Source organism: Paraburkholderia fungorum (assembly GCF_046027605.1).
Classification (GTDB): domain Bacteria; phylum Pseudomonadota; class Gammaproteobacteria; order Burkholderiales; family Burkholderiaceae; genus Paraburkholderia; species Paraburkholderia fungorum_F.
This window is the reverse complement of the sequence record NZ_JAQQEF010000013.1, coordinates 148,660-163,229: the sequence shown is the minus strand read 5'-3', so window position 1 is coordinate 163,229 and position 14,570 is coordinate 148,660. Positions and strand designations below refer to the sequence as shown.

Annotated in this window: 9 protein-coding genes; 3 read left to right on the top strand and 6 right to left on the bottom strand. The window is 63.9% G+C overall.

Going from position 1 to position 14,570, the window contains the following annotated elements:
* Positions 1-106 precede the first annotated feature (106 nt).
* The 3 genes from uca (at position 107) to PQR53_RS22110 (ending at position 6,676) form a co-directional block, all read left to right on the top strand.
* Complete coding sequence (gene uca / locus PQR53_RS22120) at positions 107-3,706, top strand: urea carboxylase (RefSeq protein ID WP_408458377.1); 3,600 nt, start codon at positions 107-109, stop codon at positions 3,704-3,706.
* A 21-nt stretch (positions 3,707-3,727) separates the two neighbouring features.
* A complete protein-coding gene (gene atzF, locus PQR53_RS22115; RefSeq protein ID WP_408458375.1) occupies positions 3,728-5,545 on the top strand; it encodes an allophanate hydrolase in 1,818 nt (605 codons plus the stop codon).
* Between the two features lie 234 nt (positions 5,546-5,779).
* Positions 5,780-6,676, top strand: coding sequence for a hypothetical protein (locus PQR53_RS22110; protein ID WP_408458372.1), 897 nt, complete (start codon positions 5,780-5,782; stop codon positions 6,674-6,676).
* 16 nt (positions 6,677-6,692) lie between these two features.
* Here the strand turns inward: PQR53_RS22110 and PQR53_RS22105 are convergent, their stop codons facing one another.
* From PQR53_RS22105 to tssL, 6 genes are all read right to left on the bottom strand, one after another.
* Entirely contained in the window at positions 6,693-7,160 is a 468-nt protein-coding gene (locus PQR53_RS22105) for a NucA/NucB deoxyribonuclease domain-containing protein (protein WP_408458370.1), read from the bottom strand.
* Entirely contained in the window at positions 7,123-8,145 is a 1,023-nt protein-coding gene (locus PQR53_RS22100; RefSeq protein ID WP_408458367.1) for a hypothetical protein, read from the bottom strand. Before PQR53_RS22100 ends, PQR53_RS22105 begins: the two co-directional genes overlap by 38 nt.
* A gap of 21 nt (positions 8,146-8,166) precedes the next feature.
* On the bottom strand, positions 8,167-8,781 hold the full coding sequence (locus PQR53_RS22095) for an OmpA family protein (protein ID WP_408458364.1): 615 nt from the start codon (positions 8,779-8,781) through the stop codon (positions 8,167-8,169).
* A gap of 208 nt (positions 8,782-8,989) precedes the next feature.
* Positions 8,990-9,679 carry a type VI secretion system-associated protein TagF gene (gene tagF, locus PQR53_RS22090; RefSeq protein ID WP_408458362.1) on the bottom strand — a complete coding sequence of 230 codons (690 nt, stop codon included), beginning with the start codon at positions 9,677-9,679 and terminating at the stop codon, positions 8,990-8,992.
* Positions 9,676-13,221: a type VI secretion system membrane subunit TssM gene (gene tssM, locus PQR53_RS22085; protein WP_408458359.1), complete on the bottom strand. Its 3,546-nt coding sequence runs from the start codon at positions 13,219-13,221 to the stop codon at positions 9,676-9,678. The genes tagF and tssM overlap by 4 nt, the downstream gene beginning before the upstream one ends.
* A gap of 43 nt (positions 13,222-13,264) precedes the next feature.
* Positions 13,265-14,554 carry a type VI secretion system protein TssL, long form gene (tssL, locus tag PQR53_RS22080; RefSeq protein WP_408458357.1) on the bottom strand — a complete coding sequence of 430 codons (1,290 nt, stop codon included), beginning with the start codon at positions 14,552-14,554 and terminating at the stop codon, positions 13,265-13,267.
* Positions 14,555-14,570: the final 16 nt, after the last annotated feature.

The following is a 14,570-nucleotide window of genomic DNA, read 5'->3' as shown; positions in this document are numbered from 1 at the left end:
CACAACTGACCCACGCGAATCGCTAACGCCGGTCTCTGCCGCGGACGACCGCGGCATGCAATTCCCACGTGGCGGGACGGCCCGCCCATGAATCAAGACCCCTTTCATGTTCGAGAAAATCCTGATCGCCAATCGCGGCGCGATTGCGTGCCGCATCCTTAGAACGTTGCGCGAACTCGAAGTAACCGGTGTCGCCGTTTATGCGGAAGCGGATCGCGCGAGTCTTCATGTTAGCGAGGCGCCGATTGCGCACTGTCTCGGCGACGGCCCGGCGTCGGCTACCTACCTCGATTCGAAAAAGATTCTCGAAATCGCTCGTCGTGAGAACGTTCAGGCGATCCATCCGGGCTACGGGTTCCTGTCGGAGAACGCAAGCTTCGGCGAAGCGTGCGAAGCGGCCGGCATTGCATTCATCGGACCGACTCCCGCTCAATTGCGGGCTTTTGGACTGAAGCACACGGCGCGTGCCATCGCGGCCGAAGAAGGCGTGCCGATGCTCGAAGGCACGGGCTTGCTCGACGATCTGCCGGCAGCGCTAGACGCAGCGGCGGCGATCGGCTATCCGGTGATGCTGAAAAGCACGGCGGGCGGCGGCGGGATCGGCATGCGGGTGTGCTGGAACAGCGAGGAACTGAGCACGCATTTCGACGTGGTCAAGCGCCTTGGCCAGAACAATTTCAGTGATGCCGGCGTGTTCCTCGAAAAGTACATCGAACGCGCGCGGCATCTCGAAGTACAGATCTTCGGCGACGGACGGGGCGATGCGATTGCCCTTGGCGTGCGCGATTGCTCGGTGCAGCGGCGCAATCAGAAGGTGCTCGAAGAAACCCCCGCGCCCTGTTTGCCGGACGGCATGTCCACCGCATTGTGCGACGCCGCCGTGAAGCTCGCGAAAGCGGTGAATTACCGCTCGGCCGGCACCGTCGAATTTGTCTACGACAGCGCCGCGCAGCGGTTCTACTTCCTCGAGGTGAATACGCGTTTGCAGGTGGAGCACGGTGTGACCGAGCAGGTCTGGGGCGTCGATCTGGTGCGTTGGATGATCGAACTGGCCGCGGGCACGCTCGCGCCGTTGCGGGAACTCGCAGCGGGCCTGACGCCGCGGGGACACGCGATCCAGGCACGCCTCTATGCCGAAGACCCCGGCCGCGATTTCAAGCCGAGCCCGGGCTTGCTGACCGATGTCGCGTTTCCGCGCGCCGACGGCCGCACGCTGCGCATCGATACGTGGATCGAAGCCGGTTGCGAAGTACCGCCCTACTTCGACCCGATGCTGGCGAAGGTGATTGCATGGTCGCCGACGCGCGACGCGGCACGCCACGCGCTCAATGACGCGTTGCAGAGCACACGCATCTACGGCGTGGAGACCAATCGCGACTATCTGCGGCAGATCCTCGACGATCAGCCGTTTGCGTCGGGCGAACCCTGGACGCGTTGCCTCGAAGGACTCAAGTACCGGGCGAGTACGATCGAAGTGCTTAGCGGCGGCACGCAGACGACCGTGCAGGATCATCCGGGGCGTCTGGGCTACTGGGCAGTCGGCATTCCGCCGTCCGGTCCGATGGATGACCGCGCGCTGCGGCTCGGCAACCGGCTGCTCGGCAATGCAAGCGATGCGGCCGCGCTCGAAATCACCATGAGCGGGCCGACCTTGCGCTTCAATACGGATGCGGTCGTCGTGGTGACGGGCGCGCATCTGTCCGTGTTGCTCGACGACATTGAACAGCCGTTGAACACGGCGCTTCTTGTCGCCGCCGGTTCGACGCTCGCGCTCGGCGCGATCCGTGGGGCGGGTGCGCGTGCCTATTTGTGTGTGCGCGGCGGCTTCGACGTCGCCGTGTATCTCGGCAGCCGCAGCACCTTCACGCTCGGCCAGTTCGGCGGACATGGCGGGCGGGCGCTGCGTGCGGGCGATGTCCTGCATCTGCACCCGCTGCAGGACGACAGCGCGGGCGCGGTGCTTGCCAAGGTCCCCGAGCTGGAAACCGTGCGAACGCTGCGCGTGATTTATGGCCCGCACGGCGCACCGGAGTACTTCAGCGCGCGATATGTCGAACAGTTTTTCGACACCGAATGGGAGATTCATTTCAACTCCAGCCGCACCGGCGTGCGCCTGATCGGACCGAAGCCGGAATGGGCGCGCGAGGATGGTGGTGAGGCCGGGCTGCATCCGTCGAACATTCACGACAATCCGTATGCGGTCGGCGCCGTCGATTTCACCGGCGACATGCCTGTGATTCTCGGGCCCGATGGTCCGAGTCTTGGCGGCTTTGTTTGTCCGGTCACGATCATCGAGGCGGATCTCTGGCAGATCGGCCAGCTGAAAGCCGGTGACAAAGTGCGCTTCGTGCCGGTGCAAATCGATGAAGCGCGTGACGCAGCACGCCAACGTCTGCGAGAACTGGAGACGCTCGAGTTCGACGCACAGCCGGTTGTCACGAAGGCAGCGCCGCTGGTCTCGCCTATCGTGCTCGATACCGGTGCGGATCGCGAACGCCTCGTCGCGCGCGTTTCCGGAGACACGCATCTGCTGCTCGAAATCGGCCCGGCGGAACTCGATCTCGTGTTGCGCTTCCGCGGTCATGCGTTGATGCAGTCGCTTGAATCCATGGTGTTGCCTGGCGTGATCGATCTGACGCCGGGCATCCGCTCGCTGCAGATTCACTATCAGCCTGAGCGCCTGCCTCTGTCGGAATTGCTCGCGATCGTCGAGCGCGCCTGGCAGCATGTCGTGTTGCAGAAGGATTTGCGCGCGCCGTCACGGATCGTGCATCTGCCGCTGTCATGGGACGATCCCGCGTGCCGGCTCGCGATCGACAAATACATGACGACGGTGCGCAAGGACGCGCCCTGGTGTCCGAGCAATCTCGAGTTTATCCGCCGCATCAACGATCTCGATTCGATCGACGCCGTCAAACAGATCGTCTTCGATGCCAGCTATCTCGTGATGGGGCTCGGTGACGTGTATCTCGGCGCGCCAGTCGCGACCCCACTCGATCCGCGTCACCGGCTGGTGACGACCAAATACAACCCGGCGCGCACATGGACGGCCGAGAACTCGGTCGGCATCGGCGGCGCCTATCTGTGCGTGTATGGGATGGAAGGGCCTGGCGGTTATCAGTTCGTTGGCCGCACGTTGCAGATGTGGAATCGCTATCGCGAAGTCGCGGATTTCGCGGGGCGGCCGTACCTGTTGCGCTTTTTCGACCAGATCCGCTTTTACGAAGTCCCCGCCGACGAATTGCAGCGCATCCGCGCGGACTTCCCGCTGGGGCGATATCCGCTGAAGATCGAAGAGACCGAACTGTCGCTGGCCGACTATCAAACGTTTCTCACACGCGAAGCTGTCGGCATCGAGCAATTTCGCGCGCGTCAGCAGGCCGCGTTTCAGGCCGAACGCGAACGCTGGCGCGAAGCGGGCGCGGCGGAAGAGAGTTTCGACGCGCCAGTCGCCGAGGACGTGGAACTCGCGCCGCTGAAAGATGGCGAGGTAGCCGTGGAGAGCGAGATCGCGGGCAGTCTCTGGCAAGTGCGCGTGAGTGCCGGCGACACGGTAGAAGCCGGCGACGTGCTGCTCGTCATCGAGTCGATGAAGATGGAAATCTCCGTGTGTGCGCCGTGTGCGGGAACCGTCGGCGAAATTTACGTGGTACCCGGCTCCGCGCTGCGCGCGGGGCAACGCGTCGCTGTCATCGAACGCCTTTGACTTTTCTGGGAAAACATTTTTATGTCTTCATTCGACCTGCGTCTCTCCACACTGCGCGCCGCTTACCGTGCCGGGACGCTCACGCCGCGCCAACTGATCGGCGAACTTCTGGCGAAAGCCGCGGCACTGAATCCCGAGTTTCATCTGTTCATCCATTTGCTGAGCGAAGCGGAAGTCGCGCCCTATCTGGAACGGCTGGACGCTCAGGATATCGACGCATTGCCGCTCTATGGCATTCCGTTCGCGATCAAGGACAACATCGACCTGGCCGGTATTCCGACAACCGCCGCCTGCCCCGCGTTCGCCTATACGCCGGCCGAGTCAGCGACGCTCGTCGCGCAGTTGATCGCGCTCGGCGCCGTGCCGCTCGGCAAGACCAATCTCGACCAGTTCGCGACCGGCCTCAACGGCACGCGCTCACCTTACGGCAAGTGCCGCAACAGCGTACATCCCGACTATCCGTCGGGTGGCTCGAGTGCGGGGTCGTCGCTGGCCGTCGCGCTGGGCGTCGCGAGCTTCGCGCTCGGCACCGACACCGCCGGCTCCGGCCGCGTGCCGGCGGGGCTGAACAACCTCGTCGGACTCAAGGCAACCAAGGGTTTGCTGTCCACTGCCGGCGTCGTGCCGGCCTGCCGCACGCTCGATTGCGTGACGTATTTCACGGCGACCGCGCGTGAAGCCAGCGAACTGCTGGCGCTCACCGCGCAGGCCGATCCTCGCGATGCATACAGTCGCAAGAACCCACAATGGAACAATGCGCGTGCGTTCGGCAAGCTCGCCAGGTTCCGCTTTGGTGTGCCGTCGCGACTCGAATTCGCGGGCTGTGCTGAAAGCCCGGCGTTGTTTGCGAAGGCCCGCGCCATGCTCGAAGCCGCGGGCGGTGAAGCCGTCGAAATCGACTTCGCACCGTTCGTCGAAGCGGCGAATCTGCTCTATGAAGGCCCGTGGGTCGCGGAACGCTACACCGTCGTGGGAGAATTGATCGAGGCGAATGAGCAGGCCGTGTTGCCGGTCATTCGCGACGTGCTGGCGAAGGCGCCGGGCGCCACCGCCGTCCAGCTCTTTCGCGCGCAATACCGTCTGCAAGCGTTGAAAGTGATCTGCGACGCCGTGCTCGAATCACTGGACTTCGTCCTCACGCCGACTTATCCGCGACCCGTCACGCTGGCTGAGTTGGAGCGCGATCCTATCGGGCCCAATTCGCTGCTCGGCTATTACACCAATTTCATGAATCTGCTGGACTACGCGGCCGTTGCAACACCGACGGCGTTCATGGCGAACGGCCTGCCGTGGGGCGTGACCGTGTTCGGTCGCGCGTTGACGGATCAGTATCTGTTGAGCGTGGCGGACCTGCTGCAGCGAATCAGCGGTGTTCAGTGCGTCGGGCTCGGCACGCCCGATGCGAGTGACCAGCCGACAGCATCCAACGCAGCGTCCAACGATCAGGTGCGCGTGGCGGTGTGCGGCGCTCACATGCAGGGTTTGCCGCTCAATCGCGATCTGGTTTGCCGTGGCGCACGTTTGGTCGAGGCTACGCGAACCGCGCCTCACTATCGCCTGTCAGCACTGGCCGCCACACCGGATGGCACGCGGCGGCCCGGCATGTGGCGAGTAGCGGAAGGCGGCACGGCGATCGCGATCGAGGTCTGGGAGATGCCCAGTCTGGAATTGGGCTCGTTCATCACGACCATTCCTTCTCCGCTTGCGCTAGGGAAACTTGAACTGATGGACGGCACGTGGGTGACCGGCTTTGTGTGCGAACCTTGTGGCCTGGCGTCCGGGGTCGACATCACGGAATCTGGCGGCTGGCGTGCGTGGCTCGCTAGCGCGCATCAATGACGCGCACGTTGGCTGGGCGACTGGCTTGACCGCTCTGAACGGCATTGAACACGCGGCAAGACCTTCAAAATCAGGCTCGTCCAATCGTCTTGCAGATACACTCGCGATGCCTTCGCGTGCGGTTGGATCCTGGCTGGCGCAAGCCAGGTTCGGACTGCCCCGAAATGCAGCCCGGCAATTGGAGAACCGTGCCTGTATGTAACCCCCTCCGAATTCCAGACATGGAGCAAAGCAATGATAGTCCCCGCTGATTACGTGCGCACCTATGCTCAAATGTTCACGTGGTTCTGGAATGGCAACGATTGGGTCCCGCGCCGAGCTCCCATCGTCAACTATCTCCAGCATAACGAGAGCAAGCAAGACAGGCGGGCCGGTCAGGCACGAGCAGCACTCAGACAACTTTTGCCTGGTGCGACGGGAATGCCTCACGTCAATCAGGCAAAGACGTTCAATTTCAACGACTACGATTACATTAACAACTCGATTGAACGCTGTTTCATTGGCAAAGCCTGTCCGTGGGAAATTCAGGAGACTTTGCAATTAGCATCCGAGGTCGGAGCGCTAACGGAAACCAATTTGCTTGAATACTGCCGCAGTTCACTCGGCGTCGATTGCGGAGGTTTCGTGGCTAACTATTGGGGCGAGTCCTGTCCTCACATGATCGATGTCGCCCCCACCGGCTGGAACGGCATCCTTCCTCGCGGCTTCTGGTCAAACGACAAACTCTGGCCAGACGTGATGTCACGCCGACGCCAAAACGCCGAAAACGTGAGTCCTGGCGACGCGGCGATCTTCTTCAAGGATGTCAAAGACAACAATCCGGACATCGCCAAGCAGCGTGCAGGCGGTAAATTAATTGAAGGGACAGGTTCCGAAGCGTTCCATATTGGCGTCGTCAACAACGCAGGTTTCTCGGGGAAACAGTTCACGTCGCTGGAGATTGCGGAGTCTGCCGGCTCACCGTCGTCCTATGGGGGTTCGGGAGTCAACGTCCGGTCGGCGAATATCGTCTCGACTGGAAAATCCGGCAAGTGGGTTTATTGCCAGACAGGAGCGAACGAGCGTGTCTACTTCGTTGAGCCCCCGCGTGGCTGGGGACCGGAGACGGCTTACAACATAGGAGAATCCTAGCTTCGAGTCCGTGATTCTAGGGCGTCTTTGTCGCCGAACCCGGGTAGAAATAGTTGATCACCCGAACCTCAAAATAAAAGTAGCCATCGGTCCTGGCAAAGACTCCGTTGGCGCGGAGAAAGGCAGCGATCTGTCCTCCCTGTATGCGCTGTTCCTCTATAGGCGCATTCGTCAGAAAGGTCGAGCCCGCGTTTTCCTTGGTGCACGCGAAGGGGTATTCATCCGCAGTCAGCTCACATCGTTCGAATCCGCTCGTCTCAATTCCTGCGCGCTTCACGCGTCGCTGCGCGCGTCGTTCACGAGCGCCCTGGACATAGTCGTAGGTCAGGATTTTGCCCCAACCGATCTCTCCCGATGACGCTGGGACCTTCTGAGCGTGCCAGATCCCCTCGGCGATGGTCGGAATAACCTTGTAGTCAACCTCCAGAACAGGTAATGAGCCATCGTTAAACTTTGGTTTCCTGAGCATCCATTCGGCCATCATCGCCCTTGCCCTCCATTCCAGTTTCTACTCCTGGCGCTCTCGCCACCCTCTCCTGCAAGCGTCGCCGCACACGGCCCACATCGATCCCGCCGGCCCCCGGCGTATCGACAATCGGCATATACGCCGCAGGCGTATGCAGCAAATACGCCTGCATCTCGTCGATCACAATCCGGTCGCTCGGGTCATAACCCAGGTTGGCCAACTGCCGGGTCAGTTCCGCGCGTTCGTCATAGCTCAATACCTGCCACCAGAACGCCCGGCACGCGTGCGCGTACGCACTGTCGGAGAAATACTCCCAATGTCCCAACTCGTGACTGAGGATCGCGGCCCTGACCGTGGCGTCGATCGTCTCGCCACCGGGTGCCGGACCTAGTCCCGGAATGGTGATCAGAAAATCCCGTGCGCTCGCCGCTTTCCAGACGCCCTGCTCCTCGCGGATCAAACGCCATCGCACCAGGATCGTCTGCAACACGCGCTCGTCCTGGTTCAGCACCACGCCCTGCTCGCGCGCCACTTCGAAAAAATGCGTCAACTCGACGGTGCTGAAATTGTTGCCCGCCGTCAGCCCCGCCGGGTCGGTACCGAAGCGCCGTGCATGGGCCGCGATCGCCGCCGCCGACACCACGCGGTTACGCGGCATATCGCGTCGTTCGAGCAACGCCACCACGCGCGCAAACATGGCCCCCTGTTGCGCGAGGCTTGCTGCCTGCATCACGTAAAGCCCGGGCCGGTCCGTCACGGTGAACAATTGCAAGCGTGCGTCGGGCGCCAACGCGGCCTCGAGACGGCCAAGCGGCAAGCGTACCGCGCCGGTATCGTGATCGACGGCGAGTCCCGGCGCCGCACTTGCGCTCGAACTCACGCTGGCGTCAACAGCCGCGTGCTTCGAGGCGTTCGCCTCCGCGGCAACCGCGATCTTCGTGGCCGAAGCAAACAGTAGCGCCACCATCACCGCCCGGGCGCAACACATGCGATAAGGTGTCATCGGCACCCGTCCGAAAATCACCTACTCCGTCACCGTGACGATCGTCACGCGACGGTTTTCCGGCGCCGTTGGATTGCGCTTGTTCAGCGGTTCCGAAGAGCCTTTGCCGAGCGACGACAGCCGCTCGGGAGCAATGCCGTCCTTCTGCGTCAGGTATTCGACCACCGCGGCGGCACGGTCTTCCGAGAGCTTCATATTGGCATCGGGCGAACCGCGCGGATCAGCGTGCCCCTCGACGCGAAACCGGTACGCCGCGAGCCGCTCCGACTGCAATGCGCTGGCGACTTTGTCGAGCGCGGCCTGCGCGCTGTCGGTGAGCGTGGCCGAATTGCTGGCGAACGTGATGAGCATTTGCGCGGCGGGCTTGCGCGACGCCGCAGCGGGACGTGGCGCGACAGACGGTTGCTTGTTCGAGAGCACGAAGCCGCGTGTCACGACATTGTCGTTGGGCTCGGCGGAATCATTGGACTTGTCGGGTTCGAGCGCGCGCGTCACCGACTGCTCGTTGATGTCCTGCTCGTTCAGGACCGGTTCGGCTGCGCGCGTGGCCGTGCACAGCAATGCGAGGCACAACGCGGCGGCCAGCACCGCGCCTGGCGGGCGTCGTGCGGAATATGAATGTGTCAGGCGTGACATACGGCGATCTCCGCAGAATTCATATGCCGTAAGGCCGCCGGCGTCTCCGTCACGGACCGTCGGCGAACCCCGGCAGAAACCGGCATGACAGCCTCATCCTTTAAAGACGAATGATGGACAGTCAATTTGAAACCGGGCCCAGCACACAGTGCGTTACACGTCTTCACAGCGCGTTACACGTCCTCACAGTGCGTCGCACATCCTTTTTCTAAGCCCCGGCAGTCGACGTCAATTCGACCACCCAATCCCATTCGTCCGTGCCGAGGTCGAGGAGACTCGCGAATTGCAGGCCGCTCATCGCGCCCGCGGCGCTTCTGGCCGAAGCCGGCACGGCCGGCGATCCGTCGCTCCACCAGATCCCCTGTCCCGTTACGGCGGCTTTGATGAGCAAGGTGGCAAAGCTGTCGTCGGAAGCGTCTCGCACTGCCAGCCGCCATGGCACCAACTCGTCATTGCCACCCGGCAAACCCGTTGAGCGCAACGCCGCATCGAATTCATCGAGGGAGAATTCCGGCATCAGTGTCGACAGTGCCAGTTCCGCTAACCGGTCATACCATCCTTGTGCACCGGCGAGCCGACGCTCGAGTTCGAGGCCTTCGAATGCCTGAGCAATCGTGAACGGAAAATAACGCCCGACACGGTCCACACCTGACATCAACACACCCGCCCAGGCACTCGGACCATAGACGTGCGGCCCCCACGCAAAACACCACACGGGTGCGTTCAGATACAACGGCAGCCACTGCGCTTCGAAGCGCCGCCGCGCCAGCACCATGCCCTCCTGCAGACCCTCGTCCCAAGACGCCAGGAACTCCGCCGGCAAGCGCCGCGAGACGAAGTCGCCATGCGTGCGCACCTTGCCGAAAAACCCGGGCCCGGGCGACAGGTCTGCGTTCATAGCCGATCCGGACAACGGAACTGTTCGAGCATGCCGCGCCGAAATGGATTCACGATGCTGCTGGCCGCGAGTTCGAATTCCGCACGCCGGCCGTCCGACTCGAAGTTCAGGCGGAACCGGTCAGCCTGCGAGGTGGGCTGCAAATGCGCATCGTCCACCAGATGCAGCAGCGCCCACGGACCGTCGGCGCGCGCGGGCGTGCCACCGCCCGGCGGCGTGAACTCGACATGCGCCTGGCCGGTGCCCTTGCCGCTCGGCCACTGGAACACCATCGACTGCGGCGCGCCGGGTTTGGCGACCAGTTGCTGTCCGTCGATGTCGAGTGTGAACTGGGTAATCGACGGATCGATGCTGAGCGGCCTCACTTCGAAACGCACGGACACGTCGCGGCCGCCCGCGCGGAAGAACGCGTCGCGGATCTGCGCCGCGCGCTGGAACTGGGCGAGCACGTCGACGGGAATGCCGAGCGTATCGGCGCCGCTGCGCCAGCGCCATTGCGGTCCCGACATATCGACCAGCGTCGCCAGGTTCTTCTGGAAGAAATCGTCGATCAGACCGCCCGGCCCGAGCAGCCGGCCGAAATCGTCGGGCGCGGCATCGCGCGTGGAGCCGCGCACGAGCGGATAGCGGCCGTCGAGCGCCTGCCGGCACAACTGCGCGACGTTCGCCTGCCACAACGCGTTGAGCCGCGCCCGCTCGCCGCCGACCATCAACGATCCTGCACCCGCCGCGACGTCCGTGGCCACCGTCGCCAGCGGTGGCGGCGCACCCTGGGCAACCAGCTTGAGCTTGTTCAACGCATCGCCCGGAGGCGCCGGCAGGCCCTGGCGGCGCGCCGCGTCCGCTGCCTCGAGATAGGCCGCCGCATCCTTCAACGCCGCGAGTTGCACGTCCAGCGGAACCGGGCCTGCCGCGCCGGGTTTGCCGGCCAGTTCATGCAGCGCCTGGAAATGTGCATCGACGGGATTGAGCTCTGCGGGCGGTGGCGGTGCCGCGTCGTCCGGCTGGTTGCCAAGGGCGCTCTCCAGGCGCTTCTTGGCCGCATCGAGCTTGCCGCTCAATGCGGCAACGCCCTGCTCCGTCAGCGAACCGCCGGTCTTCGCGGTGCCGAGCGTGGTTTCCTGCGCCGCGGCCAGCATCAGCGAGCGCAGAGGCGAATCGGGCGCCGCGAGCAGGTTCGCCACCCGCGCGCCTTTGTCCACGCCGTCGAACGGGACCACATCGATGTCATTGAGCAACGCATCCCACTGACGGATGTACTCGTCATAGTAGAGGCGCGTGATACCCGCCCTCAGATCCTCAACGCCATTCGCCGTCAGTACGGATTCCTCACGTCCCAGCACCCAGTCGTCCTTCGCGACATCGATCACCGCCTCGTCACGCAACTGGCCGAACTTCTGATACCCGGCCCGTGTGTAAGCGCCGGAAACACCGCGCGTCAGCGGCGCACCGCTTTTGCGCACGAGCACCAGCGCGGCGTTGCGCCCGGCCGCATTGGCGACGCTGAACTCCTGGGGTCGGGCCTGTTCGAGACTGCGTTTGACGCGGTTGAACAGGCGTTGCGTCAGCGGCATTTTGGCGAGCGTCGCGCGCGCCTGCGCGATCAGTTCCTTGTCGAGCGGCAGCGACGCATCGAAGCGCGCCGGCTGGAACAGCGCCGCGAGATGACCGTCGATATCGTTGCGCTGATCGTCGCTGGCATCGCGCAACGGACCGCGCCGCCAATCGACATCCGCCCACAGGCGCACGGAGTCGGCGTCGTAGTGCAGCGAGTCGCCGAGCATCAGGTACGCGCGCAAGACTTCGTACTGAAAGTCCGGATTGTTCGCATCGCCGCGACGCAGCTCTTCTTCCATTCGGCTCACCACGAGAGGCAGCAAGGTCTGTCGCAATAGGCGGCGATAACTGGTCTGCGCTTCGAGGCCGAGCTTGTCGCCCTGATTGAGGCCCAGCCGCGACAGCCACGGCACGTTTTTGTCGCGGTCAGCATAACCGCCGGGAATGTCGCGTGCGGCATTGAGCAGCGGCAGCAGCGCAAGCGGGTTGTCACTCTGTGGCGTGCTCTGCGCGAGCTTCTGCAACTCGGTGACATGCTGTTGAACATCGGCAACATAGGCACGATTGCGTTGATAGCTGACGAAGAACAGCACCAGCGCCAGCACCGTGACGATGCCGATCGCCACCAGCGCGGCACGCTGGAACCATGCTCGGCGCCGCTCCAGCTTCTGGTTCGTGCCCGCGAGCCCGGCCTCCTCGAAGATCACTTCGCGCAGCAGCCGCGTGATGAAGTAGGCCCGCCCGCTCGCCGGGTCAGGCACGACGACCTGTTGCTGCAAGCCGAGCGCGGCGGCCACGGCGCTCATCACGCGGTCGATCGGCCGGCCTTCCTGGGTGCCGCTGGTGAAATACACCCCACGCAGCAAGGCGGACTGGTCGAAACGGGAGGTACTGAAGGTTTCGTTGAGAAACCCTTTCAACACGGCCTGCAAACCAGCGAACTGCTGCGGAAAACCATAGACGAGCGCGCGCCGGCGCGTGTCGGTCTCGCGCTGCATCCGGTTCAGCACGCGGGCTTGCAGCTGCTTCTCCAGCGCGTCGAATTCGGCGGGAAACGCAGCCAGCGCGTCGTCCGGCGAGCCTTTCTCATTGAATGGAAAAGTCACGCCCCACACCTGCTCGCGCTCGTCGCGGCCGAGATCGTCGAAAAATTCGGCGAAGCCCGCGAGAAGATCGCATTTGGTCACGATCACATAGACCGGGAAACGCATGCCGAGCTGGCTGTACAGTTCCTTCAGCCGTTCGCGCACCGCGTTCGCCTGCTGCGCGCGCTGCGTATCCGACAGTTGCAGCAGGTCGCGCGCCGACAGCGCCACGATCACGCCGTTCAGCGGTCGGCGCGGACGGTATTTGCGCAGCAGTTGCAGGAAGCCGGCCCAGGCCGCCTGATCGGCTTCGGCGAAACTGTCCTGAGTGGTAAAGCGGCCCGCGGTATCGAGCAGCACCGCATCGTCGGTGAACCACCAGTCGCAATTGCGCGTGCCGCCCACCCCGCCCACCGACTGTTTGCCGAGCCGGTCGGCAAGCGGAAACTTGAGCCCGGAGTTCAGCAACGCGGTGGTCTTGCCGGTGCCGGGCGCACCGACGAACATGTACCACGGCAACTGATACACGTACTGACTGCCGAAGCGACCCTTGACCCGGCTCTGGCGCAGTGTCGCCATGGCGGCTTCGAAGCGCTGCTTCAACGCGGCGACATCGGCCTCGGACTCTTTCTTGCCGGGCGCCGGTTCGGCCGGGCCCTCGGCTACCACACGAGTGAATCTGACATTGGCGAGGCGCATGGCGAGCCAGCGCACGATCCAGTAGAGCGCCCACAGCAGCAACAGCACGACGATCACGATCCAGCGGCTGGCGGCGCTCTCGAGCGGCTCGTGGCCTGCGTACGCCACCAGCGGCCCCTCGACCCAGACGATCAGCGCCAGCGCGAGCACGCCGAGCAGCGACAGCACGATGGGCCGTTTCAGCCAGTTGAAGATTTTCATACCCGGCCCCCTGCCACGCGCAACGGACTAGCCACAACGGCGCTCACGATGCCGCTCCCGGCGCCAGCACCGTGATATCGACGCGGCGATTCTTCGCGCGATTCGCGCTGGTGTCGTTGGCGGCGATCGGCTCGGCGTCGCCCCGCCCTTCGGCGCTGAAACGGCCCGGCGTGCCGGCGCGGGCCGCGAGCATATCCCTGACCGCTTCGGCGCGCGCCTGCGACAGATGCCAGTTCGACGGGAAACGCGCGGAGAAGACCCGCTGGTTATCCGTGTGCCCCGCGACAACAACGTTGCCCGACACTTCCTTCAAGGCGTCGCCAATGCGTTGAATGAGCGGAACGAAACCCGGCGCCAGATCGGCACTGCCCGACGCGAACAGGCCGTCGCCATTGATCGTGACGACGGTCCGATCGGGCAACTCCGTGACGCGCACGAGGCCTTGGGCGATTTCAGGCGCGAGGAACTGCGAGAGCTTCGGCGCGAGCTTGGGCGCCGCCGCGAGTTTCGACGCAAGCGCCGGAGCCGGCGCGACACGAATCCCGTGCAGCGCTTCGAACACGCGATCGGACATGTCGTTGAGCCGGAAGCTCAGCACCAGATGGACGATCACGAGCACCATGCACGCGACAGCCGCCGCCACCCACAGCGGCACGAGCTGCAACAACGGCTTGCGCTCGACCTTGACCGGCAACCAGTGCGGCGACAGATCGCGTTCGGCCGCGCCGCGCTGGCCACGAATCATCTGATCGAGGCGCTCGCGGATCGTGTCGAGTTGCGTGCGGCCACCGTCGATCAAGCGATAACGTCCTTCGAAACCGAGGCCGAGAATCACGTAGATCAATTCGAGTACATCGGCATTGGCCGCCGGATTCTGCGCGAGGCGCTGCAGGATCAGAAAAAAACGCTCGCCGCCCGAGGCCTCGTTATGGAACGTCACCAGCAGGCTGCGGCTGCCCCACAGACCCGCGCCCCACGGCGTGCTGGAGATCGCCTCATCGAGAAAGGTGCACAGGCAGTAGCGCGAGGCGCCGAGCTTCTCGTCGTCGATACCATTGGCACGGCCCTGCGCTTCGAAGTTGCGCACCATCTGCATCAGCTGGTTGCGCAGTTCCTCGACATTGGGATGGGTCGGCAACTGACGCAGCGGCAGCGCCAGTTCGATCAGCGGATTGGCCGCGCGCAACAGCGGATTGAGACCGCCGGTGGCGGGCAGCATCGGCGCGGGCGCTGCCGCGGCCGCCATGAACGCCGCCCGCGCACCGCCGGGCGTCGGAATCAGGATCGTCGCGCCGGGATCGTCGCCGGGGCCACGCAGTTCGTCTGGAGTCACGATCAACATCCTCAAT

Coding starts and splice junctions, on each gene's coding strand:
- uca (WP_408458377.1), top strand. CDS start 107: ATGTTCGAGAAAATCCTGATCGCCAATCGCGGCGCGATTGCGTGCCGC.
- atzF (WP_408458375.1), top strand. CDS start 3,728: ATGTCTTCATTCGACCTGCGTCTCTCCACACTGCGCGCCGCTTACCGT.
- PQR53_RS22110 (WP_408458372.1), top strand. CDS start 5,780: ATGATAGTCCCCGCTGATTACGTGCGCACCTATGCTCAAATGTTCACG.
- PQR53_RS22105 (WP_408458370.1), bottom strand. CDS start 7,160: ATGATGGCCGAATGGATGCTCAGGAAACCAAAGTTTAACGATGGCTCA.
- PQR53_RS22100 (WP_408458367.1), bottom strand. CDS start 8,145: ATGACACCTTATCGCATGTGTTGCGCCCGGGCGGTGATGGTGGCGCTA.
- PQR53_RS22095 (WP_408458364.1), bottom strand. CDS start 8,781: ATGTCACGCCTGACACATTCATATTCCGCACGACGCCCGCCAGGCGCG.
- tagF (WP_408458362.1), bottom strand. CDS start 9,679: ATGAACGCAGACCTGTCGCCCGGGCCCGGGTTTTTCGGCAAGGTGCGC.
- tssM (WP_408458359.1), bottom strand. CDS start 13,221: ATGAAAATCTTCAACTGGCTGAAACGGCCCATCGTGCTGTCGCTGCTC.